A 24,403-nucleotide genomic window follows, 5' to 3' on the forward strand; every position below is an offset into this window, starting at 1 on the left:
TTTTCAGAAATCTGTAAGGATTTATTATATTTATCAAAATAAAACAAGATGAAATCAAGAACTTTACTACTTGCAGGTCTTCTCCTATCAGCATTTTCCTTTTCTCAGGAAAAGAAAGCAGAAAAGCCTAAATATAACCAGGAACTGGCAACTTCTTTAGGAGCGGACAAATATGGGATGAAACCCTATACGATTGTTATGCTGACATCAGGCACTACTAAAATTGAAGATAAAGCCAAAATGGGCGAACTCATGAAAGGGCACATGGCCAATATCGGCAAGCTGGCAAATGAAGGCAAAATTGTTGTTGCCGGCCCTTTCCTTGAAAAGAATAAGGAAAACTACCGCGGTATGTTTATTTTCAATACCAAATCTAAAGAAGAAGCTGAACAATGGGTAAAAACAGATCCTGCAGTTCAGGCCGGTGTATTCAGCTATGAAATTTTCCCTTGGTACGGTTCTGCAGCGTTGCCATTGTATCTTAAGCATCATGATGAAATCTCGAAAGAAAATCCTTAAATAAAGCAGGAAAAGAATTAACTTCTTTCATGGAATAAACACATAAAATATTCCGTCTGCATTCAAATAATTATCCGCAAACATTTGAGAAATAAAAAGAGACTGCCTTTGGTGACAGTCTCTTTTTACAGTTCTAATTTTAAATTAAAAAATATCGCTACCTATTGTATAACCATTGGTACCATTTATTTTTTTAACTGCATTATTATTAAATCTATATTTATTATAAATACCAATATTGGGAATATATCTTAAAGTATTACCTTCTCTCATATAGATCTTATTGGTATAATTATCCTGTTTAAGATCATTATCAGGAGTTAAATCTGCTCCGCGTTCCACCGTTGACAAATTACTTGGGCTCACTGTAGCGATTTCACCACTGGTAATATTAAATAATCCGTAAAGGGTCATGGGACTTTGAATATATCTCAATTTGTTTTCAAACATAAAAAAGATCTGGTTGGTCGCAGGATTTCTAACAAAATTACCATTCACAAGATTAGCCGTATTGGTATAATCTAACCTCACCTGATTATCAATTAAATATTGATTGATATAAGCTTTCAGTTGAGCTTGCTTCACAGGATCTTTAATAAATTCATAAAGAGGGATCAAACCATTGCTTCCAAATTCTACCAATACCGCATTAGTGGGTGTTGAGCTGTTCTGCCAGCTTGAAATATTAATTTTAGGATTCGTCTGATCAAGGTTCAATTCTCCTACCAAACTCTTCGATGGATCTCCTCCTCTGGTTTTAAAGGATAATTTTCTGGAAAAGTTTTTATTGGATTCTGAAGTATCTATGTCGTTATCAACATTGGCATCAAAAATACTTTTCACCCCTACTTTAACTCCCACTCTGGCTGCTTTTTCACGGCTTTGATTGGTTGTTTCAGACTGAAACATAACATCCATCTTAGCACCTGTATAAATATCTACGGCAACATGGGTTCCATAATCGTTTACAATCTGCGCAGGGCTATTGGTCTGTAGATCACTCATAAACTCCGGAGTCAAATAATCTGATAATAAAACAGGAGTTGCATTAAATCTGAATCTTCTTTGTTTAATTAAAAGATTATAGCTTCCATAAATATATTTAGCATCAAATTTATTGGTTGTCGTGTTACTCACTGAAGAGCTAAAAGTAACCGAAATAAGCTTTTTGAATAAAGAGAATCCTGCTGTTGCTCCTACCTTTGTGGAAACCATTTTTGAATACGCTTCTGCATTTTCTCCATATTCTTCAAGATATTCCTGAGAAAATACATTATCACTAATCAATCTTCCTGCCTGTTCATTTTTGAACTTTTCAAGATCAATTACCTGATATCCTGAGGAGTTTGAATTTGCATATTCTCCTGTTGCGTTATAACCGTATCCTAAGATGTCATAAGCGCCATCACCAGCAAATTTAGCAAAATTTCTCCCTGAGCTTTTTTTTGAGTTTTCATTTTGGTTAGAATTTTCAAATTCTTCAGTAGAGCAGGATGTTAAAAACAGCAAAACAATACTGGTAAAAAAGAAACTTAGTTTTTTCATATTTTTATTTTAAGTGCACAAACTTAATTCTTTGCATTCAAAACCAGAATGACATAAATCATGAATAAGGGAATTAATAAACAATTAACAATAGAAAACTACAACAACTTATATCTCTTTACATAGAAATAAGTATATCATTTAAAACACAACCTATTTCATTTCAACTGATTACACATATAAAAAATTTAAAATTTAAACCTTATTTCTTTTGCCAATGAATTAATTTAATTATTTTAGCTTATTAACAACTCACCTCACTCTATTAATTGTGAGCGGGTTACAACAAACCAATACCATAATTAAAAATTGAACTCATGAAAAAATTAAACATTACAAAACTTTCGAGAACGGAGCTGAAAGATGTATTCGGAGGAACCCTGTATCCGGCAGAATGTCCCGGAGGATGCCATGGCGAAGGCATGATCAGATGTCCTGACGGCACTACCACAATGACTAACTTTATATGCATGGGAGGAACCTGCCAACCGGCAGCGATGTGCAAGCCACTTATTCTTGAACCTTTTCCTGATCCGATTATCATCACTGATCCGATAACCATCACCCCATAATCAGAATGAACAATACATAAAGAGGCTGTCTCAAAAGTCAAACAATTGGCTTTTGTCATTGACTACGTCGAATCTTCGATTTCTGACGAAGGAACAATTTTATTGATAAACAACTACATGAGATTCTTCACTACATTACATTTCGTTCAGAATGACAATTTTGAGACAGCCTCTTTTTTAGTATCTTCAAGTAAACAAAACCATCATGAAAACCATTGAGGAAGTTCTGAAAAAACTGGATGAAATTATTATCTGGTGTAAGGAAAACAAGAGTCCCGCTGGATATTTTGCCTGTACTTACCGAATCATGACCGCACAGGTTCTGAAAGGAATTCAGCAGAAAAGATTTGAAGATAATCCCAGAATGACATTGCTTGATATTGCTTTCGCACAAAGATATCTTCAGGCATGGGAAAGCTATAGCAAAGGAGAAAGATGCACCAATTCCTGGTATACCGCTTTTGAAGCCACCAAAAACAAGAATCTTTTGATATTACAGCATATATTCCTTGGGATGAATGCACACATCAATCTTGACCTGGGCGTAGCTGCCGCTTCTATTATGCCTTACAGGAAAATAAATCCTCTAAAAAAAGATTTTGAGAACATTAATAATGTCATTGCTTCCATTAATCAGAACGTACAGGATTCTTTAAACAAAATCTGTTATCCTGTAAATCTTGTTGACAAACTTTCTAACGGAAAAGATAATGCTGTACTTGATTTTGCCATCTCCAAGGCAAGAGACACTTCCTGGGCAACGGCAGTCATTGCCTCCAATACACCGAATTTTTTAAAAGAATCCGTGATTGGTATTGTTGATTACGCAGCCGCTAAAGTTGCCACCCAAATTCTGAATCCGAAAATACTCACTCCTGCTCTTTTAAAAGAACTTAAAAATTGCGAAAGTAATGATGTGGTAAAAAATATTGAGATTTTAGAAGCTACAAAAAACTCATAACAAAAAGGCCGGGATCTTCCTCACGGATCCCGGCCTCATAATGAACAAAATGAAAAAAACTATATTGCTTCCTTATGCTTTTTACGGTAAGCATAATGGAAAATGATAGGTAGTATTGTAAATGACAGCAGCATACAGACGATCAGCCCGCCAACAATCATAATGGCTAAAGGTTTCTGAATTTCCGAACCCATTCCGTTTGACATGGCTGCCGGAAGAAGCCCCATGGATCCCATCAGGGCAATCATTACCACAGGACGGATTCTGCTTTTCACTCCCTGGGCTATGGATTCTTTAAGTGACATCCTGTTTTGCAGATTTTCCTTCATCACTCCGATCAGAACGATACCATCAATGGTGGCCACTCCGAAAAGGATAATGAAACCAATTCCTGCTGAAATTCCAAAGATGGTTCCCGTAAACCAAAGGGATAAGAATCCTCCGATAAACGCAAATGCCAATGTAATGGAAGAAATCAGCGTGTCTTTGATGTTTCCGAAGTTGAAATACAACAGCATCAGAATAAGAACTAAAGAAATCGGTACCACCATAGCCAGTTGTTTTGCGGCTCTTTCTTTACTTTCAAACTCTCCGGCCCAGGTCATTTTATGGTTCTTCGGAAGCTTTACTTCCTTATCTACCTTGGCTTTTGCTTCTTTGATGGTGCTTCCTAAATCACGTCCTTCAATATTAAATCCAACTCCGATATATCTGCTGTTTCCTTCACGGTAAATAAATGACGGACCGGTATGATAATCAATGGTTGCAATTTCTTTCAATGGAACCTTTTTATTATCCTGAGTCGGAATGAGAATGTTTCCCATCTTTTCCGGCGTATCTCTGTAATCTTTTTCGAACCTAAGCATTACGTCAAACATTCTTTCTTCTTCGTAAAATTTGGTGGCAGCCTGCCCTCCGATCGTCATTTCGATGACTGCCTGGGCATCTGCTGTGGAAACACCATATTTTGCCATTTTGGAATCGTGAAGCTGTATTCTCAACTCCGGAAGTCCTATATTTTTAAAAACATTCACATCCGATATTCCCGGAACGGTTCTGATAGAGTTGGCTACTTTATTGGCATAATTTTCAAGTTCGAAAAGATCATTCCCAAAAATTTTAATGACCAGCGGAGCTTTTACTCCTGCTACATATTCTTCCACATTATCCTGAATCGGCTGGCTGAATCCAAAATTGATACCTGGAAATCTTTCAAGGGAAACTCTCATTTCTTCAAGGAGCTCTTCTTTGGATATTTTTTTCTTCCATTCATTTTCCGGTTTCAGCTGAATATTAAATTCGATATTAAAGAATCCGGTGGGATCGGTTCCGTCATTGGGACGGCCTGTCTGGGTCATCACAAATTTCACTTCGTCGTATTTCATGAGAATCTCCTTCATCTCTTTAGTTAATCGTACAGATTCATCCAGGTTGACACTGTTGGGAAGAGTGGCTCTTACGTAGATAGCACCTTCATTCAGTTTGGGTAAGAATTCGGATCCGTAATTGGAAAATCTACATCCACAAACAACAAGCAAGGCAACGAAACCAATGATGAATCCTTTTTTGTGACGGTCACTGAATTCATAGATCCTATAAATATTAACTCTGAAGAATCTTGAAATAAAGTTTTCTTTCTCTTCAATATTTTTAGTCAACAGCAGCTTACACATTGCCGGAACGTAAGTCAAACTTAAAATCAATGAACCCAATAATGCATACCCTAGTGTAAAAGCTAATGGTGAGAACATTTTACCTTCTACTTTCTGGAAAGAGAAAATCGGCATCAGGGCAACAATCAGAATCAACAGGGCAAAGAAAATATAGCTTGCTACGCTTCCTGCGCTTTTCTTGATGATTCCCAGTTTTGAAATTTTATTGAATCTCCGCAGTCCAATCTTTTTTGCTTTAAGTTCAAGGGCGACAAAGACGTGTTCGACAATAACCAGTGTTCCTTCCAGAAGCAATCCAAAGTCCAGCGCTCCCATGGAAATCAGGTTGGCCGGCAGACCCTGAATTTTCAACATAATAATAGCAAACAGGAAAGCCAGAGGAATCACTGATGCTACAATAAAAGTGGTTCTCCAGTTGTAAAGGAAAATAAATACAATGATGGAAACCAGAATAACTCCTTCAATAAGGTTTTTGGAAACGGTATGAACCGTTGTGTTCACAAGCTCTGTACGGTCGATAATCGGAACAATCTGAACGTCACCGGGAAGCTCTCCACCATTTAATTCTTCTATTCTGTCTTTCAGTCTTGCAATGACTTCACTAGGGTTTTCACCTCGAAGCATGATCACAATTCCTTCTACAACATCATTTTCTTTGTTGTATCCTACCTGCCCCAATCTAGGTTTTGCAGAAACTTTTACTTCCGCTACGTGTTTCACCAGAATAGGCGTAGAACCTTTGACCTCGATCTGAATATTCTCAATATCTTCTTTTTTCTCCAAAAGACCGATCCCCCGCACTACATAAGCCTGATCACCTTTTGCCACTACATCACCTCCTACATTGATATTACTCTTCGAAACCGCTTCATACACATCCAGGGGGGAAAGGTCGTAATTATGTAATTCCGTAGGATTAATTTTTATTTCATAGGTCTTCTCTTCTCCACCAAAGCTCACCACATCCGCCACTCCGGGAACGGCAAGCAATTCTCTTTCCACTACCCAATCCTGAATAGCGGTTACTTCTTTGATGGGAAGTTTACTTTTAATAATATATCTGTAAATTTCACCGGTAGCTCCCGAAGGAGGCTCAATACTATATTCTGCTCCGACTGGAAGTTCTACATTTCCGAGTTTATTGGAAGCATATTGCTGGGCATAAAAATCATTCACATGATCATCAAAAATAACCGTCACCACAGACAATCCAAATAAGGAAATGGAACGCACCGATGTTTTATTCGGAATGGCATTCATTTCCTTGGAAATGGGTAAAGTGACGAATTTTTCTATTTCTTCAGCACTTCTTCCCGGCCACTGGGTAATCACTCTTACCCTTGTATTGGTAACATCCGGAAATGCTTCAATGGGCGTATGCATATAGGAATAGATTCCTCCGGCCAGCAAAAGAAAAGTTCCCAAAAGAACAATCAGTGAGTTTTTTAACGAGAAGGAAACTATATTCTGTACAAATTTTCGCATTACTTCGTGGAATTATTTAATTGGTTTTTCAGGTTTTCATAAATCAATAGTCCGTTGGAAGCAATGATATTTTCACCTGGTTTTAAATTGCCTTCTACATAAATATACTGGCTGTTGGAAGCAATCTCTGTTACGGGTCTGATCTCCAGTTCACAGTCTTTTTTATACACCACTACATAGCCTTGGTTGTTATCAAAGATTAAAGATTTCGCAGGAATAGCCAGGGCGCTTTTATTTTGTGAATTCACTGGCAATACAACATCTGCAGACATTCCCGGCCTTAGCTTCATTCCGTTATTATCCATAATGATTTTAGCCTTCAGTACTCTTTCATTTTCATTAAAAACCTGAGAAATATTATTGATTTTTCCTGAAAAGCTGTCATCAGGATAAGCAAGTGTTTTCACCACTACCGGCTGATCTACATACACGTGTCTCATATTGGTAGCATACACATTGGCCATTACCCATACTTTATCCAGATTGGAAATCGTAAACAGCTGATCTCCTCCTGCAGTAACAGGCATTCCTTTGGAAATATTTTTTGAAATAACGTATCCGTCTGCCGGAGCTTTTATCTGAATGGTATTTCCTCCTGCGGAATACAGCTGCATATTTTTCTGTGTCTTGGAAATATTGGATTGCAGTATGGCTACTTCAGAACGCGCTTCCTGCAAATCTTTCTGAGAGGCAATATCATCTTTATACATGGCTTCTACGGAAGACAGCTTTCTTTTCGCCACTGCCAGCTGAGCCTGTAAAGTTTGAGTATCATCCTGCATTTCATTCACAGCTGTACTTTTTACACTTGCCAGCGTTTGTCCTTTTTTCACATAATCACCCAGTGAGAAGTAAGTATCTATCACCACTCCGTCTACAAGGCTTACAAAAGGAACTGTTTTATCAGAATTGCTTTCCACTTCTCCTGTAAGGGTGATACTTTCTTCTATGGGAAGCATTTCTGCTTTGGCCAGTTTAATATCTTTTTTGAGTTCTTTGCTGATGCAGTAGCCTTTTTCGGCTTCCTTATTTTCCTGTTTTCCGGCACAGCCTGTAAAAATGATGAGGGCAGACAGATAAGCTGCAGCAGTGTATTTAGTAATATTTTTGTTCATATCTTATAAATCTTGTCCTACAACATACTGCAGGTTTTCGTAGTATTGATTCAATTCTTTTTTAGTGTCCAGTATGATCATTTTATTTCCGATGTAGGTATCCAGAAAATCCATGTACTCCAGCATGCTGATATTTCTTAGTCTGAAATTCTTCTCATGGCTTACCAGCAGACCGTCCAGTGTAGATTCATAATCATCATCAATCTCTTCTGAAACCTGTTGTGTTCTGATATAATTTCTGAAAACAGAGACAATTTCGTTCTCGGATTTCAGCATGTTTTTGCGGGTCTCCAGTTTACTTTTCTCAATTTCGAGCTTAGCTTCCTGGATATTTCCTTTGTTACGGTCGAAAATGGGCAGATCCATAGAAACTCCTAATCCTATAAAGTCTTTCATAATATTTCCTCCGCGGTCGTACCCTATGGAAACCACAACGTCAGGAGTTTTCATTGCATTTTGAATTTCCAGGTTTTTGGCAGCATGTTTCTCTTTATTTTTCGAGATCATGATATCAGGGCGGTTTTCTTTTGCCTTGTCTATCCATTGGTTCACTTCCAGTTCTGATAGTTGTTTTTCGGGCATGACAAATGAATCTGAAATCTCCAGATGTGTTTGAGAAGGCAGCATTAATAAAGCTTTCAGTTCTACCTGCTGCTCTTCGATTTCCTGCTTCAATGAAACCAGTTTCTTTTTGAATTCAATCTCCTGGGCTTTTAAGCGGACATATTCAGCTTTACTGATATTCCCGAGGTTTAATTGATTATTATAGGATTCTGTTAATTTTTCAATGGAAGCAATCTGTCCCAGATAAATTTTCTGCTGTTCCTGATTATAAAGAATTTCAGTAATGGTATTTCTGAGGGTCTTTTTAAGTTCACGCAGAACTTCCTGCAGTTCATACTTCTCTCCTTCCACTTCTATTTTCTGGAGTTCAATATTTTTTCGTCTTTTACCCGCAGTCTGAATTACCTGTTCTATTTCCGCAGAAATCTGGGTATTCTTTCCCCAGTTTCCGATAAGGGCAGGCTGCTCTTCTATGTCATAAGTTCTCCATAGATTGACTTCACTGATGCTTAATGTAGGATTAGGCCAGTATTTCGCCTGTACTGCCCTTGCTTCAGCTTGTGAAATTTCCAGCTTCTGAGCAATCAGGTCAAGGTTTTTAGCCAGAAAAATAGTTTCAGCTTCCTTCCTTCCAATTTTCAGGGTATCTGAAATCTGTGCGGAAAAGAAACTGAAACAATGAATATAAAATAGTGTAAAAAATAGCTTTTTCAAAGTCTCTTATTTTAAGACCACAAAGCTATTTGTCTAATATTAGAGGGAATTGTAAAGAAAATTAAAATTCGGTTAGTTCAACATTAGAGTTTGATTAGAACTTTTTTTATTCCTGGGAATTGTGTTTGAATTGGTATGTTTTGGCTAAAGCCGAAGGATTTTGATTGTATTTTGTAAGCGGGTTAAAACCCGCTCCGATTGAATATTTTTACTCTCGCGCAGATTTTGCAGATAACGCAGATTTCGTTATTATGAATATGTTCTTAATAAGATTTTAAATTAATCTAAGATTATGAATCTGCTCAATCAGCAAAATCTGCGAGAAAAAAATCAGGAATGAACAGGAAATTCAAGAAGGACATTGGTTCCCACATTGACTGTAGAATCAATTTTCATTACAATATGATGATGATCAAAGATACTTTTTGAAAGAGACAAGCCAATTCCACTTCCTTTCACAGTATCTACGTTTTTTCCTCTGTAGAAAGTTTCAGATATTTTCACAAGATCATCTGCCGGGATTCCTCTTCCTTCATCTCTGACCTCAATATACAACTGGTTGTATTTTTCTGATAATATAATCACTATAGGTTTGTCATAGGAATATTTGATGGCATTTTCTACAATATTATATAACGCCAGATAGAGAAGTGTTTCGTTTCCCGGAAATTCCAGCAAAGCAGGTTTTGTTACCTGAAGCTGTATTTTAATGGATGAATGGCTTTCCTTTGCTTTGGGCTCCAGTTTTTCATAAATCTTCCAGATCAGCTCATCTACTCTCATGGGTTTGTGAGAAGATTCCAGCTTTGTCATTCCGGACATCAGTAAAAGGTTGTTCAGAATATTTTCAATCTCATACACGTTTTCCAATGACTCTTTTGCTACTTCTCTATATTCTTGCGGCGTACGGTCTTTTTGGGCAAACACTTCCAGATTTCCGGAAATTGCAGCTAAGGGTGTTTTAAATTCATGGGAAACATAATTGATGAAGTTCTGCTGTAAAAGCACATTTTCGGAAATTCTGCCCAACAGTTTATTATAAGATTTAATGAGATCTTCAATTTCATCATTGGTATTGGTGGAAGTAATAATTGCCGTAGAAATGTTATTATACTCCACTTTATTGATCCGTTCTACCACATTGGAAATAGGTTTATAAACCACCTTGGAAAGATATCTGCTCAGAAAATAGATGGCAAGCAGTCCAATTACAAGCACCGAAAGCATGATAATAGCCAATCTCAGGATCTGCGACTGGAAAGAATCGTTGGAAGATTTCACAAAAACAACAAAATCTCCCTGATTATCCGGATAAAAAATCCCGTAGTAGAATTGATTATCAGACATAAACTGTATTCCTTTATTGCTTCGTACAGACTGCAAATGGGAAAGTTTTATATTCTTATCATTCAGGTTATGTCCAAAAGTAACTTCATTATTCTGATTATAAACCGCTACCCTGTTATTCTGAATCAGATGATTGTATTCTTTTTTGATCTGGGCATGTCGGTCTTTCGGGAGTTCGTCTTTTTCGAGATAATAAATAGCAGAGATAAGAGCCGTATTTCTCAGTTTTTCAAAATAAAAAATCTTGGTACTGTCATAGTAGGCAAAAAATATCACCGCAGATGTGATGATAGAAACAATGCCGAATGACAGGCTTGAAATAAGGGTAAATCTGTTTCTGAGCGTCATTTTCAGTCTTTGATCAAATATCCGGTTCCTTTTACTGTATGAATAATTTTCTGTTCGGTCTCATCAATCTTATTACGGACATAGGAAATATAAACATCCACTACATTCGTTGTATTATCGAAATCAATTCCCCATACTTTATGTAAAATCTGGGTTCTGCTCAATACTTTATTTTTATTCTCCATCAGGAAAGTAAACAATTTGTATTCCGTAGGGGAAAATTCTATTTCCTTGTCATTCTGAGTTACTTTATGAAGATCCGTATCAATGACGATATTTCCACATGATAAATATTGATCCTCCTTTTGGTAGCTCATTTTATTTCTTCTGGTTAAGGCTTTAATCCTTGAAATCAGTTCTTCAAAATGGAAGGGTTTGGATAAATAATCATCAGCGCCCATATCCAGCATTTTGATTTTATCATCAGGACTGTTCAGGGCACTTAAAACCAAAATCGGGGTATAGTTTCCTTTAAATCTGATAATCTGGGTAAGCTGCATTCCGTCTAATCCGGGAAGCATGATATCCATTAAAATAATATCAAAATCATAGATATGAATAAGCTCACGCGCCTTTTCACCGGAATCTGCAAGGGTCGTATTATAGCCAGCCTCAGAAAGGCCTTTAATCAGAAAATTGCTGATTCTTTGATCATCTTCTACCAACAAAATATTCATAAGTCTCTGAAATTTCCCATAAATATAGGTATTCTAATTCAGAAAGGAAGATGGGGGCTGGAAGAGAGAAATCATAGAATTTTATAAAGCAATAGTTTCCATTTTATTTACCTTTAAAAAAGTAGTCAGTTCTTATCTGTCCAAAAGGAACTTCCGACATCCCGCTTCCAGCTTCCGACCTTTTTTCATAATTTTGGAAGATGGAGATGATATATTTAATTATTGGATTGATTGCCGGTGGTATACTTGGCGCTGTTATATTATATTTTGCCTTGAAATCATCAATGGTCTCAAGAAGTTCTTATGATGCACTGAACACCTTATCTATTAAAAATCAATCTGATCTTGAAAATTCAAACCTTAAAATTCAGGAGCTTCATCAGAATATCAGTAAAGAAAAAGAAGCCAATATGCTGCAGCAGGACCTGCTGGATGACCTGAAAAATGAATTTTCTAAAATATCTGCCGAATATTCATCGTTAAACCTTCAGTTTCAGGAATTAAAACAAATCAATCAGAGACAGACTTCTCAGATAGACACTCACATTCTTGAAAAACAGACTCTTTTTGCTAAAAATTCTGAGCTTTCGGCTAAAAATGAAGGTCTTCAGCAATCTCTTGACACCCAGAAAGAAGAAATTGTCAAGATTCAGGAAGATTCTAAACTTCAGTTTGAAAACCTTGCCAATAAAATTTTAGAAGAAAAAACTGAAAAGTTTACTGCCTTAAATCAAAATAACTTAAAAAATATCCTTGAACCTTTTCAGGAGAAAATCGCGGATTTAAAAAATAAAGTCAACGAAGCCTATGAAAAGGAAAATAAAGAACGTTTCTCCCTTGCGGAAAAAGTAAAAGAACTGGCGGAACTGAACCAGCAGATTTCCGAAGATGCCAAAAAACTGACCCGTGCCCTGAAAGGAGAAAGCAAAACCCAGGGGAACTGGGGCGAGATGATTCTGGAAAGCATTCTTGAAAAATCCGGACTGGTAAAAGGAAGAGAATATTTCCTTGAGCATGAATTACGCGATGAAGATAATAAAGCTTTATTCTCAGAATTCTCCGGAAAGAAAATGCGTCCTGATGCCGTTGTAAAATACCCTGACGAAAGGAATGTTATTATTGATTCAAAAGTATCTCTGACCGCTTTCACAGAATTGGTAGATGAAACCGATGCTGATGTTTACGCTATAAAATTAAGCCAGCATCTTGGTTCAATAAAAAATCATATTAATCAACTCAGTCAAAAAGCATATGACGATTATGGAAAATCATTGGATTTTGTGATGATGTTTATTCCGAGTGAACCGGCTTATATTGCAGCAATGCAGGCAGACCAGAATCTTTGGAACTATGCTTACGAAAGAAGAATCCTGTTGTTGAATCCAAGTAATCTGATCACTTCTCTTAAGCTGATTGCCGATCTTTGGAAGCGTGAATATCAAAACCGGAATTCTATTGAAATTGCTGATCGCGGAGCCAGACTCTATGACAAATTCGTAGGTTTTGTAGAAAACCTGGAAAAAGTAGGACGAAATCTGGATCAGGCGAAAAATGTATTCAATGATGCTTACAAACAGCTTCATACCGGAAATGACAACCTGGTGATCCAGACGCAGAAATTGAAGTCACTTGGAATTAAAAATAAAAAAGACCTCCCTCAAAGTCTTATTGACAATGGCAATTTTATTGAACCATCAGAAAGCTAAATCCCAGGTTTTATGTTTTCATTTGCTGCATATCCATACCCAAAGTCTGAATCTTTCAAAGAAATTTTCGTTTCTTCACTGGGAGCAGGAATTGCTGTCTATTTGTTTCTGATTATTTTTCAGCCTTTTGGTACAGAAAATTTTCAGCATCCCTATAAATTTGTATTACTTTTTCCCTATTGCATTATTTTTGGAATGGCATTTTTAATGGCCAATCTTACAACTTCCCGTTTCAGCAACTGGAATATTGGTTCTGAACTCCTAAAAATAACTCTCATCCTATTTCTGGGTTCTGTTTTATCCTACTTTTACAATTCATTATTCTTGAGCCATGTAAAGCTGGATATAGTCAATTACTTTTATATGTTCCTGTATACTTTGGCTGTCGGAATTCCTATTTCAATCATCTATATTTTATCACGGTACATCTATTTAAAGAATATTCATGAAAAGAAAGCCCGCGATATTTCTCAACATCTTCCCGTTTCGGCTTCTGAACAACGACAAAATCTGTTAAAAATAACGGCACAAAATACAGAACTTATAATCAATGAGAACGATTTTCTATTCGTTCAGTCTATGGAAAATTATTGTACATTTTACTTTTTAGAGAACAACAGCTTACAAAAAGCATTGATCAGAATAAGTTTAGCCAATGTTTTACAACAAATCGAAACTGGTTCTGTCAAAAAATGCCACCGTTCTTATATTGTCAACCTTGGAAGGGTAAAGAAAATCAAAGGAAATGCTCAGGGTTATAAATTAATTCTTCCGGAAATTGATTTTGAAATTCCTGTTTCAAGAAGTTTTATTCCTTCAATTATTCCTCAGTTACAGCAGCAAAATCTATAAATTTTGTCATTCGTCACTATTCTTTGTCATTCATAACATTAAGTTGAAAGCATTGATTTAAAGCTACATTTTTGCTCAAAATTAACAGTTATGAGTAAAAACATCCGCTTCTTTTTCATCTTTATTCTAGGATTTACAACCTATTATTTCTTTGATTTTCTCTTTTTTAAAACCATACAGACTTTCTCAAAAGATTTGTTTCACAGTAAAGCAATAGCCCATATAATTGCTTATTCGGTAACATTAATTCCATTGATAGTCACCTTAAAAATTCTGTTACCCCAAAAACAGATCCTTGATCTGTTCTCATTAAACAAACCCATTATCAAAGGATTTGTGTTAGCACTTACCGGAACTACTCCTATGCTCATTGGATACCTGATTCATTTTAAACCAATCTCAAAAATAAATTTTGAATCCTTGTTTATCAATACTCTTTCATCAGCATTTTTTGAAGAATTTATTTTCAGAGCTTTTCTTATTGGAATACTATACAGATTTACACGGCTTGGATTTTTATCATCTGCCTTATTGGGTTCACTATTATTTGCACAGGTACATATCTACCAAAGTCAAAATATAACGGAACTTGTTGAGATATTTGCCATTACATTTTTAGGATCAATATTCTTCGCCTGGGCGTATTTTGAATCGGAATACAACTTATGGACCGCAATTTTCCTTCATTTTTTTATGAATCTGTACTGGGAAATCTTTAATGTATCGGAAAATGTTTCCGGAAACCTCTATGGAAATCTCTATAAACTTCTATCCATTATCGTCCTGATCTTAACGGTCATCTATTATAAAAGGAAAAACAAAACTCCATTTGAGGTTACATGGAAAAGTCTTTTTATCAAAACCAGAGAAGTTCAATCATAAATTTTGCATAATTTTGCAGCATGTTGATAGAAAGTTTTCAAAACGATAAAATAAAAAACGTCACTAAGCTCCTTACTGACAACAGGTTTCGTAAAAAATCAAAAGTTTTTGTGGTAGAGGGCCAGCAGGAAAATGAAAGAGCCATGCAGTATGATTTTGAGCCGCTGGAGTTCTTTATCTCTGAAAATATCTTCAAAGGAACTCTTCCTGATGGGAAAATCCATTATGTAAGTGAAAAAGTCTATGAAAAAATTGCTTACAGAGGAAGTTCTGAAGGAATTATCGGCATCTACCAGGCAAAAGAAACTCCACTTTCGACCTTTGTTCCTAAAGAAGATTCTACGGTAATTATTGTTGAAGGCGTAGAAAAGCCAGGAAATCTTGGTGCTATTTTAAGAAGCTGTGAAGCTTTTGGAGTCGATGCACTGATTGTTGCAGACGGAAAAACCGATTTCTATAATCCCAATGTCATCAGATCCAGTGTTGGCTGCCTTTTCGGAATGGAAGTCTATCAGGCTGAGAATGAAGAAACCTTGGAATTTCTGCAAAAAAACAGTTTCAATATTTACACTACACTTATGGATGAAAGTGCTGAAGACCTTTATAAGAGAGATTTCAGACAGCGTTCTGCAGTATTATTCGGGACGGAACATTCCGGATTGAGTGATTTCTGGATTGGAAAAGGAAAAAACACGTTAATTCCTATGGCTGGAAGTATTGATTCTTTGAACCTGAGTAATGCAGTAGCTATTACCTGCTATGAATCTTTGAAACAGAAGAAGGGATAATCTATTCCCGATCTGATTTTGATATAAAAGTGATTGCTTCGCCTTCGGCTCCAATGACTAAGCATAAAAAAACCGTTTCACTGGGTGAAACGGTTCTTTTATTGTTAAGCGTATGCTAGAATTATTTCTTAGCAGCATCTTTAGCAGCATCAGCAGCTCCTTTAGCAGCATCAGCAGCACCTTTAGCAGCGTCAGCAGCACCTTTAGCAGCATCTTTAGCAACTTCAGCACCAGCAGCAGTAGTAGCAGCAGCAGCATCTTTAGTAGCTTCTACAGCAGTAGTTGCAGCAGAATCAACAACTTTAGCAGCTGAATCAGAAACTACAGCAGCAGAATCAGCTACAGTAGCAGCAGCAGAATCAGTTGTACCTTCAGTAGCAGTAGCTTCAGTTTTTTTACAAGCAACTAGAGAGATTGCAGCGATAGCAGCTACGAATAATGACTTTTTCATAATAAATTAAATTTAATTTTGTTAATATTGTTTTATAAAATTTTCTTCTGTTCTGTTATTTGAACAAGACAAAGGTAGAGCAGTTAGAAAATTTGTCTATGAAAAATAATTGTAATACCTTTGTAAAATAGTTTTACAAAAAAACATAGCTGATAATCAACAATTTAATTATTTTTTGAAAAATTGACAGATTTAGATCTATTACACTTTGAGCAGCTAAAAAAGGATGTTCAGGGTCAATACTTAAAAGAATATACCCCTTCGCAGGATGACATATCCAAGTGGAAGGGTATAGATATTATATATTTTCAGGAAGACCTTCGAAAAAAGGCGAAAGGAAACATCAGTGAAAAGTCATTTTACACCTACTTTAAAACTTCACCGGTTACTAAATTACCAAGAATAGATATGCTCAATTTATTGAGTATTTATGCAGGTTATGACTCATGGTACGATTTCAAGAAACAACATCTTTTTGCTGGTGAATTACTCCAGGAAAATGAAAATTTTGATGACGAAGATCTGGACGAACTTGAAAAAACAGTTTCTGAAGCTCCTGAACTTCCAAAAATTGAATTTCAACCTAAAAAAGTTGATACCAGAGCTCAAGAAAATACTGATTTACAAAAATCGAACACTGAAAACCAGACAATTACACAAAATAAAACAGCAACCAACGAAATTGAAATTCCAGCTGTTCATCCTAAGAAAAATTTCTTCAAAAAGAATGCCTGGGCACTTGTTACTTCAGTTTTAATTACGATTACCGGTCTATTAGGATTTAAAGATGTTCTTTTTTCAAAAACTTACAAATATTGTTTCATCGACAAAGACAGAGGAGTTTCTGTGATCAATACCTTAGAAATAATGGTAGTGAAAGAAAATGAATCTCCATTGATGTATAAAATAAAGCCGGGCGAGTGTTTCTATTATTCGACCAAGGATAAAAATTTAAAAATGAGAATCAGCGCTCCTTTCTACGAACCGCTGGAAGTTAACAGAAACCTTGAAAATGCTCCTGAAGAAGAGAAAATAGAACTAAAGCCGGATGATTATAAGATGGCGGTCTATTATTTCTCTATAAAAGACATCAAAGGAGGAAATCCTGATGAGCAGGTGGCTCTTATCAAGCAAAAAAGAAATCAGCTTGAAAACCTGATCAGCAACAATGCAGTGATCTATCAGGTATATGATAATGATACTTATGGTATTGAAAGGCTGGATAAGCAGAAGTATATCACGCTGGTAACGACTCCTACAACCTCTCTGAAAAACCTGAATGTAATAGAAATGAAAAAGGATATCAAAGGTAAAATTGTATCCATCAAATTTAAAATTGCTACCACAGATGAAAAGAATAAGTAATTTTTTAATTTTCACCGTGCTTCTGACTTTATTTATTGCCTGTAACAATAAAACCTCAGAGGTAAGCGACCTCGATAAACTACGAAACAGCACCAACGAAAAAAGCTATCCTGCTGTACAGATGGATAGTATGCAGGCGATTAATTCCATTACCAAACAAAAAGTTCAGGAACTTCTTGATCTGTCTACCCTATACCTTAGCGGAAACAGAAATACAGAAATAGATACCGTGATTTATTCACAAATGGAAAGTTATTTCCACAAACCGGATTCTCTGACATTTAAAACATTGCTAAAAGAGCTGGACAGCATGAAAGCAAAAACAGCTAAAGTAAGCAACCTGAATGTGTATAAAGAGTTTTATAAAAAAGATACGCTGGACTACGCCAAGTTCGATGTGGAGTACTTTGACAGTAAAAATAAATCTTTGGGAAGCTTTGAAAAGAACGCACAATACATCCTGCTTTCTACGTCCAAGCTTAAAAAAGAATTTAAATTCTACTTTCTGGATTTTTATTCCAAACCGCTTAAAAAAGACAGCACCTCAGTAGGAGTAACCAAATAGTCTAATGGAATATCATTTTCCCAGACATCATCCACATATTCATCGGGGTCAAAATAATTGACTCCGATTTTTTTTGTCTCAGGAGAAATACTTTGAAACAATCCGTCATAAAAACCTTTACCGTATCCTACTCTATTCCCTTTTTTGTCACAGTACAATAAAGGCGTAATCACATAATGAAAATAATTTTCTCCGGAATCATCATTGGAAACAGGTTCCGAAATCCCCCAATTGTTGGTTTCAAAAACAGTATCTTCAAAAATTTCAATATTAATCAGCTTATCAGCAACAATTTTAGGTACATAAACACGGATGTTCTGCGCTAAAAAATATTGAATGAAGATCCGGGTATCAATTTCCATTCTTGCCGGAATCGGGATAAAAATATGTACTTTTTCTGATTCTTTTGGCTTAAAATATTGAATGAAATTTTCAAAAATCTTCTCAGATAACAGAAAAGCCTCATCTGAAGACAAGGCTTTCCTTTTTTGGGTATATTTTTTTCTAAGCTCAGCTTTCAGCATAATGATTAAGTGATTCTTACAGAAATAATTTTCACAGGACAGGCGTTGGCGGCTCTCTCCAAATATTCAAACGCTTCCTGGTCTGGTGTTTTTAACGTGTAGAAGCCTTTTTTATCAATGGTCTTAAGCAATACTGATTTACCATCTTTTTTGGACATTCTAAAATATTCCGGAGCGAATTCGACACAGTAATTACACCCAATACATTTATCTCTTTGAAGTGTAGCAATGACCATTACGCTTTCACAATTTTATATAATTTGTCACTTGGGCGTATGCGGAACTTCGTAGGAAAAGTAATCATATCAGATTTTGTTGCCTTGTCCGCTCCTTCCTTCTCATCAACCATCATGCTTTCGATGACCATTTCCTGTGATCCTGTAGTGGGTCCCTGTATAAGCACATTGTCTCCTACAGAAATATCATACGCTTCAACCACAAATTCTGCGATATTGGCTTTCGGATAGAAGTGTCGTCCTTTTCCGATATAAACTTTCTTTTGTGTTGCACCGGAACCTGAGTTTGAAGACCACTCACCCAGCTCCTGGCCAAGATAATAACCACTCCAGAAACCTCTGTTGTAGACGGTCTCCAGAAGTTTCATCCACTTATCCACTTTTTCCTGAGAAAATGTTCCTTCGGCAATACTGTCGATTGCTTCCCTATAACATTTTGTAACTGTTGCTACATATTCCGGAGCCCTTCCTCTTCCTTCTACCTTCAAGACTTTCACTCCGGCATCCACAATCTGATTCAGGAAACCAATCGTACAAAGGTCTTTGGGAGACATCATATATTCGTTGTCAAGTTCAATTTCAAAACCTGACTCCTGATCAATCACAGTATATTTTTTCCGGCAGTTCTGTTTGCAGGCACCTCTGTTTGCTGAAGAATTATGGGAATGAAGACTCAGATAACATTTCCCGGATACTGCCATGCATAAGGCACCATGTCCGAAAATTTCCACTTCAACAAGATTACCGGAAGGTCCTTTTACCTGATCTTTTTCAATCTGGGTACAGATTTTTTTGATCTGGCTGATACTTAATTCACGGCTCATTACCATTGTATCAGCAAAAAGAGCATAGAATTTTACCGTTTCAATATTGGTTATATTAATCTGGGTGGAAATATGCACCTCCATACCAATTTGCCTTGCATAAGAAATTACAGCCTGATCCATTGCAATTACTGCTGTAAGACCTGCCTCTTTCGCTTTATCAAGAAGTGTTCTGACGATGGAGAGATCATGGTCATAGATGATGGTATTAAGGGTAAGATACGTTCTTACTCCTTTTTCAGCACATCTTGCGGCAATTTCCGGCAGATCATCAATGGTAAAGTTCATTGTGGCTCTGGCACGCATATTGAGCTGCTCAACTCCAAAATAGACAGAGTCTGCACCATTATCTATAGCTGCCTGAAGTGATATGAAATCTCCTGCAGGAGACATCAACTCTATTGTTCCGTTTTTTGTCATTTTGAGTCCGGAATTACTAGGTTATTAAAACAGAAATAATTTACTGAAAGCCCTGAATTATGAATTTTGCACAATTCTGTACAGCTTATCAGATAAGCGAACTCTGAATGGTAATGCAAAAGTAATCTGATCTCCTTGTTTTGCTGTTTCGCAAGGGCCTCCGTTAGCATAGATTTCAGTAACAGTAACTTCCTGCTCTCCTGTTGTCGGACCTGAAATTATTATTTTATCCCCTACCGACAGATCTTTATTTTCAATTAAAAACTGTGCAATTTTTGATTTGGAATAGTAATGTTCTGCTTTTCCAATCAATTCTTTTTTGACAGCAATCTTCTGACGGATATTTTTTGTTTCAGCTTTTGCTAAAGGTTTGTCTGATAAGTCTCCGGAGTTTTTGAATTTCAAAGCATCAGATTTTCCTTTTCTGAATACTTTATTTCCAACCTGAAGTCCCTTTCTTAATTTCACCTGCTCATCCCAAGGTAAATGGATGGTGTCCAGACATTCTGTAGAACAGCAGTTTTCCATTGCCGCTTTACATTCGTCACATTGGATAAATAGAAGGTGGCACGCATCGTTTGCGCAGTTCGTATGATTATCACAAGGTTTTCCACACTGGTGGCACTGTGAAATAATATCATCTGTAATTCTCTCCCCTAAACGGTGGTCAAATACAAAGTTTTTACCGATAAACTTACTTTCTATTCCTTCTTCTTTGATCTGACGTGTATATTCAATGATACCTCCTTCCAATTGATATACATTTTTGAAACCCTGGTGTTTGAAGTACGCACTTGCTTTTTCACAACGGATTCCTCCGGTACAGTACATCAATAGGTTTTTATCTTCTTTAAAATCCTGCAGCTGTTCGTTAATGATTGGTAAACTTTCTCTGAAGTTTTCCACATCCGGAGTAATCGCTCCTTCAAAATGCCCCACTTCACTTTCGTAGTGATTTCTGAAATCTACGACAATGGTATTGGGATCATCCAGCATATTATTGAACTCCTGAGCTTTTAAGTGAATTCCTTTATTGGTCACATCAAAAGTCTCGTCATTCAAACCGTCAGCAACAATTTTATTTCTGACTTTTATGGTTAATTTTAAAAATGAGTAATTGTCCTGGTCTACCGCTACATTCAAACGGATTCCTTTCATGAAGTCATATACTTCCAGCGTATCACGAAAAGCCTCAAACTGATCAGCAGGAACACTCATCTGAGCATTGATTCCTTCTGTTGCAACATAAATACGGCCGAGTGCATCCAATGCATTCCAGGCTATAAATAATTCGTCGCGAAATTTTTTAGGGTCTTCGATTTTGGCATACGCATAGAAAGACAAAGTAAGACGGTCTTTACCGGCTTCATCAATAAGCTGAGCTCTTTCTTCTGCGCTTAAGGTGTTATACAGTTGCATGCTATAAACGTTTTAAGTGAGAATAAAATTTTTGCAAAGATAATAATTTTAGAATTAAGTATATTTATGACAACAATCACGAACAGTGAGTAATGACATGACAACGATGAAAAACACACGACTTTATATCATAAGTCTGCCATATTTTCTTTAATTTTTTTTTAAGTTTTGTTAACTGTGGCATTAACAATTATGACATAAGGCATAAAATGATATAATAGCCGTTAAATTTTAGTTAAAATTGAAACATAGCATACTAATTGCTTACTTATTTAACATTAAATTTGTTTACTCAAAAACATAAAAAGAAAAATTAATTAATAAACAAGAAAGATATACAATGAAGAGTACTTTAAAAAAACTATTACCATTTGCAGTAGTTGGAGTCATTTCCGGAGCTACTACCGTTGGAGCTTTACAATATTTCGGACACGGCTCCAACAATGGAGATCAATCTTATTTCACAACAGCAGCCCCCAACACCTCATTCGCAGGAATGAATACGGGAGCGGTAGGTGAAGATTTTGTAAAGGCAGCTAAAACAACTGTTCCGGCTGTAGTGACCATTAAAAACTACCAAAACAGAACATCAAGCCGTGCTTCAGAGCAGGATTTGTTTGACTTTTTCTTCGGAGATCCTTTTGGAGGAAGAGGACAGCAGAGACAAAAGCAGCAGCAGACTCCAGACAACATGCCATCAGGAATGGGTTCGGGGGTCATCATCTCTCCGGACGGCTATATAATTTCCAACAATCACGTGGTAGCAGGTGCTAATAAACTGGAAGTGGTATTAAGCAACAAGAAATCATATATTGCAACTTTAGTAGGAACAGATCCTAACACGGACATTTCTTTATTAAAAATTGAAGAAAAGGGTCTTCCTTATCTGAATTTTGCAAATTCTGACAATATTGATGTAGGACAGTGGGTACTTGCAGTAGGAAATCCATTGGGATTAAATTCTACGGTAACAGCGGGTATTGTTTCTGCAAAAGGAAGAGGTATCGGAATTTTGGGAAGTCAGGGAAAAGCTACTAATCCTATTGAAAGTTTCATTCAGACGGATGCTGCTATTAACCCGGGTAACTCAGGAGGAGCTTTAGTGAACACCAATGGAGAGCTTATCGGAATCAACTCTGCGATTCAGTCTACTACAGGTTATTATCAGGGATATGGATTTGCAGTGCCTTCTAACTTAGCAAGAAAAATTGTTGAGGATATCAAGAAATTCGGAATTGTACAGAGAGGATTCCTGGGCGTTCAGTCTTTAGACCTTTCAAATGATCAATTGGTATCTTCTTATAACAAACAGTTCAAAACTAACCTGAAGGTAGGTTCCGGAATTTATGTTACAGGATTTGGTGAAAACAGTGGTGCTGAAGATGCAGGATTGAAAAAAGGAGATGTAATTACTAAAGTAGACAACTACGATATCACAGATTTTGCGGATCTTTCTATGTCTATCGGAAGCAAACGTCCTGGTGATAAAGTTCAGGTAACGTATTCAAGAAATGGTAAAGAAGGTACTACTACTGTAACCCTTAGAGACCAGAAAGGAGGTACTTCTACCAGAACGAAAGCAGATCTTACTGTAACTGAAAAAATCGGGGCTGAATTTGATCCTCTTACAGAACGTTTCAAAACAGAATATGGACTGAACAGTGGTGTCGTGGCTAAAAACGTATCTGAGGGCAGCGAAATGGCTAAAATCGGAATCGTGGACAACTATATCATCATCGAGGTAAATGGTAAACCGGTGAATTCACAGAAAGATGTCGAAAAGATCCTTGAGAAATATCAGGGGAATGTACAGGTGAAATTTGTGGATGACTACGGAAGAATTTATACCAAAGGTTTCAAAATGCCTTAATCAGAAAACAAATCAGTTTTTCATATCAACAAAAAACGCTGCAAAGATCTGCAGCGTTTTTTTATTGTTTATTTAGACTTGTTCATTTTATCAGCAATACTTTTCTTTTTATTTCTTTCGTAGATCACTTCAACAATCTTACCTCCGATCCAGGAAAACGGAAAGAACGTAAGGAAAATGGAGATCTTATAAAACGTAGGATGATAAGGAAAAATAATAACATCCAACATGGCAATAAAAAGCATAATAAAGCCAATCAGAATAGCATAGGCTACTTTAGCGTATTTAACGATAATGGCAGTTGCAACTCCTCCAATGGTAGTTCCTAATCCGGAAATAAACAAAAGGAAGCCGAAAAACGCCTTATCATCTTTCATGCTGAAAAGAAACCGCTGCCAGTGCTCAAACGGAGCAAAAGCCTCAAAAGTTACCCATTGCGGAAAAGCCCTTATACCAAGAGTAATAATAAGCCCTGCAATACCAAGACCTATCAGAACCGCAATTGTATTTCTTATAAAGTTCATTAATCCTGATGTGCAATCATAGAAATTTCGATATCCACATTTTTAGGCAAACATGAAACCTGTACTGTTTCACGGGCTGGATAGCTTTCTGAATCTAAGTAAGATGCATAGATATCATTCATTACAGCAAAATCATCCATACTTTTAAGGAAGATGGTCGCTTTTACAACATTTTTGAAAGTCATGCCAGCTTCAGTAAGAATCGCTTCAAGGTTTTTCATTACCTGATGTGTTTCTTTTTCAATACCTTCTACCAGTTTACCAGTTGCAGGATCTACAGGAATCTGCCCGGAGATATACAAAACTCCGTTGGCCATATTAGCTTGTGAATAAGGCCCGATAGCTGCGGGTGCATTAACTGTGTTGATTATTTGTTTCATATGCGGATATTTAATTTTTTTCTAAGTTCATAAGCGATCACTATCTGCAATATGTTGGTCTTTGAATTCTGCCAACA

General features: G+C 36.5%; 23 protein-coding genes. 10 read left to right on the forward strand and 13 right to left on the reverse strand.

Annotated elements, in window-relative coordinates; all coding sequences use genetic code 11:
• The first annotated feature begins 48 nt into the window (after positions 1-48).
• The gene (locus tag RAH34_RS12525) at positions 49-519 is read left to right on the forward strand and encodes a YciI family protein (protein ID WP_306596358.1); all 471 of its coding nucleotides are present in this window, start codon (positions 49-51) and stop codon (positions 517-519) included.
• A gap of 144 nt (positions 520-663) precedes the next feature.
• On the opposite strand, the gene RAH34_RS12530 is transcribed toward RAH34_RS12525, so the two are convergent.
• The gene (locus RAH34_RS12530; protein ID WP_306596359.1) at positions 664-2,064 is read right to left on the reverse strand and encodes an MAC/perforin domain-containing protein; all 1,401 of its coding nucleotides are present in this window, start codon (positions 2,062-2,064) and stop codon (positions 664-666) included.
• A 317-nt stretch (positions 2,065-2,381) separates the two neighbouring features.
• Here RAH34_RS12530 and RAH34_RS12535 point away from each other — a divergent pair, with 317 nt between their 5' ends.
• The gene (locus tag RAH34_RS12535; protein WP_114819934.1) at positions 2,382-2,636 is read left to right on the forward strand and encodes a hypothetical protein; all 255 of its coding nucleotides are present in this window, start codon (positions 2,382-2,384) and stop codon (positions 2,634-2,636) included.
• 205 nt (positions 2,637-2,841) lie between these two features.
• Positions 2,842-3,597, forward strand: a complete 756-nt coding sequence (locus tag RAH34_RS12540) for a DUF5995 family protein (RefSeq protein ID WP_306596360.1) — start codon at positions 2,842-2,844, stop codon at positions 3,595-3,597.
• 59 nt (positions 3,598-3,656) lie between these two features.
• Here the strand turns inward: RAH34_RS12540 and RAH34_RS12545 are convergent, their stop codons facing one another.
• From RAH34_RS12545 to RAH34_RS12565, 5 genes are all read right to left on the reverse strand, one after another.
• Entirely contained in the window at positions 3,657-6,755 is a 3,099-nt protein-coding gene (locus RAH34_RS12545; protein ID WP_306596361.1) for an efflux RND transporter permease subunit, read from the reverse strand.
• Entirely contained in the window at positions 6,755-7,870 is a 1,116-nt protein-coding gene (locus RAH34_RS12550) for an efflux RND transporter periplasmic adaptor subunit (RefSeq protein WP_306596362.1), read from the reverse strand. Before RAH34_RS12550 ends, RAH34_RS12545 begins: the two co-directional genes overlap by 1 nt.
• Before the next feature lie 3 nt (positions 7,871-7,873).
• Entirely contained in the window at positions 7,874-9,148 is a 1,275-nt protein-coding gene (locus tag RAH34_RS12555; RefSeq protein WP_306596363.1) for a TolC family protein, read from the reverse strand.
• Between the two features lie 330 nt (positions 9,149-9,478).
• The gene (locus RAH34_RS12560; RefSeq protein ID WP_306596364.1) at positions 9,479-10,843 is read right to left on the reverse strand and encodes a HAMP domain-containing sensor histidine kinase; all 1,365 of its coding nucleotides are present in this window, start codon (positions 10,841-10,843) and stop codon (positions 9,479-9,481) included.
• A gap of 2 nt (positions 10,844-10,845) precedes the next feature.
• Positions 10,846-11,520 (reverse strand): response regulator transcription factor, encoded by a 675-nt coding sequence (locus RAH34_RS12565; protein ID WP_306596365.1) that lies wholly within the window; start codon positions 11,518-11,520, stop codon positions 10,846-10,848.
• A 200-nt stretch (positions 11,521-11,720) separates the two neighbouring features.
• On the opposite strand from RAH34_RS12565, the gene rmuC reads away from it, so the two are divergent.
• The 4 genes from rmuC (at position 11,721) to RAH34_RS12585 (ending at position 15,748) form a co-directional block, all read left to right on the forward strand.
• Positions 11,721-13,226: a DNA recombination protein RmuC gene (rmuC, locus tag RAH34_RS12570; RefSeq protein WP_114819927.1), complete on the forward strand. Its 1,506-nt coding sequence runs from the start codon at positions 11,721-11,723 to the stop codon at positions 13,224-13,226.
• A 12-nt stretch (positions 13,227-13,238) separates the two neighbouring features.
• A complete protein-coding gene (locus tag RAH34_RS12575; protein WP_306596366.1) occupies positions 13,239-14,078 on the forward strand; it encodes a LytTR family DNA-binding domain-containing protein in 840 nt (279 codons plus the stop codon).
• A gap of 90 nt (positions 14,079-14,168) precedes the next feature.
• Positions 14,169-14,960 (forward strand): CPBP family intramembrane glutamic endopeptidase, encoded by a 792-nt coding sequence (locus tag RAH34_RS12580; protein ID WP_306596367.1) that lies wholly within the window; start codon positions 14,169-14,171, stop codon positions 14,958-14,960.
• 20 nt (positions 14,961-14,980) lie between these two features.
• Entirely contained in the window at positions 14,981-15,748 is a 768-nt protein-coding gene (locus tag RAH34_RS12585; RefSeq protein WP_306596368.1) for an RNA methyltransferase, read from the forward strand.
• A gap of 121 nt (positions 15,749-15,869) precedes the next feature.
• On the opposite strand, the gene RAH34_RS12590 is transcribed toward RAH34_RS12585, so the two are convergent.
• Positions 15,870-16,199, reverse strand: a complete 330-nt coding sequence (locus tag RAH34_RS12590) for a hypothetical protein (RefSeq protein WP_034694620.1) — start codon at positions 16,197-16,199, stop codon at positions 15,870-15,872.
• A 183-nt stretch (positions 16,200-16,382) separates the two neighbouring features.
• On the opposite strand from RAH34_RS12590, the gene RAH34_RS12595 reads away from it, so the two are divergent.
• The gene (locus tag RAH34_RS12595; RefSeq protein WP_114819923.1) at positions 16,383-17,564 is read left to right on the forward strand and encodes a hypothetical protein; all 1,182 of its coding nucleotides are present in this window, start codon (positions 16,383-16,385) and stop codon (positions 17,562-17,564) included.
• Positions 17,548-18,129, forward strand: a complete 582-nt coding sequence (locus RAH34_RS12600; RefSeq protein ID WP_114819922.1) for a hypothetical protein — start codon at positions 17,548-17,550, stop codon at positions 18,127-18,129. Before RAH34_RS12595 ends, RAH34_RS12600 begins: the two co-directional genes overlap by 17 nt.
• Here the strand turns inward: RAH34_RS12600 and RAH34_RS12605 are convergent.
• Genes RAH34_RS12605 through RAH34_RS12620 form a run of 4 tightly spaced genes read right to left on the reverse strand, consistent with a single transcriptional unit; the run spans position 18,078 to position 21,552 of the window.
• A complete protein-coding gene (locus tag RAH34_RS12605; protein ID WP_114819921.1) occupies positions 18,078-18,653 on the reverse strand; it encodes a 5-formyltetrahydrofolate cyclo-ligase in 576 nt (191 codons plus the stop codon). The two genes, RAH34_RS12600 and RAH34_RS12605, sit on opposite strands and share 52 nt — an antisense overlap.
• Before the next feature lie 5 nt (positions 18,654-18,658).
• On the reverse strand, positions 18,659-18,889 hold the full coding sequence (locus RAH34_RS12610) for a ferredoxin (protein ID WP_114819920.1): 231 nt from the start codon (positions 18,887-18,889) through the stop codon (positions 18,659-18,661).
• Positions 18,889-20,133, reverse strand: coding sequence for a peptidase U32 family protein (locus RAH34_RS12615; protein WP_306596369.1), 1,245 nt, complete (start codon positions 20,131-20,133; stop codon positions 18,889-18,891). Before RAH34_RS12615 ends, RAH34_RS12610 begins: the two co-directional genes overlap by 1 nt.
• A 57-nt stretch (positions 20,134-20,190) precedes the next feature.
• Positions 20,191-21,552, reverse strand: a complete 1,362-nt coding sequence (locus tag RAH34_RS12620) for a rhodanese-related sulfurtransferase (RefSeq protein ID WP_114819918.1) — start codon at positions 21,550-21,552, stop codon at positions 20,191-20,193.
• A gap of 340 nt (positions 21,553-21,892) precedes the next feature.
• Here RAH34_RS12620 and RAH34_RS12625 point away from each other — a divergent pair, with 340 nt between their 5' ends.
• Positions 21,893-23,422: a trypsin-like peptidase domain-containing protein gene (locus RAH34_RS12625; protein WP_306596370.1), complete on the forward strand. Its 1,530-nt coding sequence runs from the start codon at positions 21,893-21,895 to the stop codon at positions 23,420-23,422.
• Positions 23,423-23,490: 68 nt separating this feature from the next.
• Here RAH34_RS12625 and RAH34_RS12630 read toward each other — a convergent pair whose 3' ends face one another.
• Positions 23,491-23,946: a hypothetical protein gene (locus RAH34_RS12630; protein WP_034694594.1), complete on the reverse strand. Its 456-nt coding sequence runs from the start codon at positions 23,944-23,946 to the stop codon at positions 23,491-23,493.
• A complete protein-coding gene (locus tag RAH34_RS12635) occupies positions 23,946-24,326 on the reverse strand; it encodes a RidA family protein (protein ID WP_034694591.1) in 381 nt (126 codons plus the stop codon). The genes RAH34_RS12630 and RAH34_RS12635 overlap by 1 nt, the downstream gene beginning before the upstream one ends.
• Positions 24,327-24,403: the final 77 nt, after the last annotated feature.

This window comes from Chryseobacterium sp. WLY505 (assembly GCF_030846215.1).
Taxonomy (GTDB): domain Bacteria; phylum Bacteroidota; class Bacteroidia; order Flavobacteriales; family Weeksellaceae; genus Chryseobacterium.